The 2,429-nt window shown below is 72.3% G+C and carries 1 protein-coding gene; it reads right to left on the bottom strand.

Annotated elements, in window-relative coordinates; all coding sequences use genetic code 11:
* Positions 1-2,163: pilin (locus ACTHLF_RS05685; protein WP_440325608.1), on the bottom strand; the 2,163-nt coding region annotated here is incomplete at its 3' end.
* Between the last annotated feature and the right edge of the window lie 266 nt (positions 2,164-2,429).

The raw sequence follows: 2,429 nt of genomic DNA, 5'->3' as shown, positions 1-2,429 counted from the left end.
CCCTTCGGCCGAGCAGCGCCACTGGACCGACTTGCCCTCGACGGCCGGGGTCATGATCAGCACGCCGCCTTCGAGCTTCGCATCGGCCTTGTGGGGCGGGGTGGTGTCGAAGGCGCCCACGATCTCGCCGCCCGGGACGATCTCGATGCTGCCCAGGTAGTCATCGCCCAGCGTCTCGGGCTTGCCCAGGCCGGCCGCGGCGTTGTTCGCGGGGAACTTGCCGGTGGTGAGGCGGTGTTCGGCGACCGCGGCCTTCACGGCCGCCATCGAGGTTTCGGCGGCGCCGACCTGGCTGCGGATCGTGTAGACCTGGTACTGGGGGATCGCGATGGCGGCGATGATCGCGGCGGAGGCCACCGCGGCCATGCCCGTGGCGCCACCGCCCATGCCCGCGATTTCCACCGGCGACTGCTCATAGGTCACCGAGAAGCCCAGGGTCTCCTTGTCGATCTCGAGCCCGGCGCCGACCACGCCCTTGTCGGGCAGGCCAAGGGTGTGGGCGGAAGGCAGCGCCGACACGTTGGCGTCGGAGCCCGAGAGGCCCTGGACGGCCTGGAGGATCGACAGGTAGGTGTAATAGGCATCGCGCTGGGCGCCATGGCTGGTCGCCGTGAAGCCCATGACGGTGCGCTGGCCCGGGAAGGCGTGGGCCTTGAACCAGTCCTCCATCGAGGCGTCCGGGCCCGCGGCGACGCGATCCGACAGGGCTTGCGGCACCTTGGCGAAGATGGCCCAGTCGCCTTCCTCGACCCACCAGGCGCGGCCGCCGGTGCGCGCGAACAGGCGCATGATGCCCTGTACCTCAGGCGGGGTATTCGGCTCGATCTGGTCGTCGATCGCCGTCGGCGCGGTCATCCAGTGCACCTCGGCGCCGTCCACCTTCGTCGTGCCGGTCTTCCAGCCGAACTGGGCGTTCTGCGCGATGCGATCGCGCCAGGCCTTCCAGTCGCGCACGCGCACGGCCGTGTAGGTGCCGGCGTCATCGGCGAAGAACACGTATTCCGGGCCGAACCAGCTGAAGTAATCGGTGGGCGCCATGTGCAGGCGCTTCTGCATCTTGTCGCCGAACTCGCCGATCTTCTTCGCCCCCTCCGGGCCGAAGTCGAGGTTGAGGTTGCCGGCCATGGCCTTCCACGCATCGGCGGTGGGGGCCGCGAAGGTGAAGGCCCAGTGCGCTTCACCCACGGTCTTGAAGGTGGGCGCGAAGGACGACGGGGCGAGGTACTGGAGCAGCCGCGCCTGTGGCGAATGGATCAGGAACTGCGCCTGGCCGCGGCCGTTGACCGTGCCGGCACCGAAGGCGATGGCATCGGCCTTGGCGGCGAAATCGGCCGGCAGCTTGCCGAGCGGCGAATCGCCGGCCTGCGCCGCGGCCACGGCGCCCACGCCACGCACCGTTATCCAGCCGAACAGGCCTTCGCCCGAGGTGTCGATGCGGGCTTCGAGGGCGCTGAGCAGGGGTGGAGCGGTGGTCGCCGAGGCCTTGCCGACGTCCGCGATGAGGCTGGCGAGCGTCGCCGGGTCACCCGGCGCCGGGCCCTTTGGCATCGGCACGCCGACGCTGATCCAGACGCGTCGCTGGCCGGCGTCGTAGTGCACCGCGCCGGTGCCACTCGCGAGCTGGCCATTGCCCTGGGCATCCAGCGGTGCCGCGAGGAGCGGGCTGTTCGGCGAGAGCGCGGCGAGCCGGGCGTTGAACGCCTCGACGTTCGGGAAATCCAGCACCGCGGTGACGAGGCCATGCGATGCGGGGGAGGGGATGCCGACGGGGTCGATCACCGCGATTTCCAGCGGCGAACGCAGGTCACCCAGGAGCAGGTTCACGGCTGGCGCGATCTTCAGGTCGGCCAGCACCTTGTCCTTCGCGAGCGCGTCGCGCACGCCGGCCACCGCATCGAGGTTCGCCTTCGCGGAAAGCGCCGCATCGAGCGGACGGCCATTCGGCACGGCATTCACCATGCCCCACGGCGAAGGGATGCGGACGTAGGCGACGGTCTGCGCGGGCAGGTGCTGGCGCAGCCATGCCGGCGACGACAGCGCGGCCTGGGCGGCGGCGATAGCCTTTGGATCGGCGGCGGGCGCCTCGTCTTTCTTGTGGCAGGCCACCAGGCCCAGCGCGGCGGAAATGGCTGCGGCAAGCAGTACGGTACGACGGGCAATCATTGCTCGGTATCCCCTGGGTTCATCCGGCTCCTGCCGGGAAAGCCGGAGCATAGCGTGCGCAAGGCCCGCCGGGGAGCAGCCCCACCGTCGTGGGGGGGGGGGGGGGGGGGGGGGGGGGGGGGGGGGGGGGGGGGGGGGGGGGGGGGGCGGGGGGGGGGCGGGGGGGGGGGGGGGGGGCGGGGGGCGCGGGCGCGGGCCGCGCCCCCCCCGCCCGCCCCCCCCCCCCCGCGGCGGCCCGCGCCCACCGGCACCGCCCCGGCACCCCC

Origin of the sequence: Luteibacter sp. (assembly GCF_051958795.1) — a bacterium.
Classification (GTDB): Bacteria; Pseudomonadota; Gammaproteobacteria; order Xanthomonadales; family Rhodanobacteraceae; genus Luteibacter.
The sequence above is the reverse complement of the archived record's forward strand: the minus strand, read 5'-3'. Positions and strand labels throughout refer to the sequence as shown.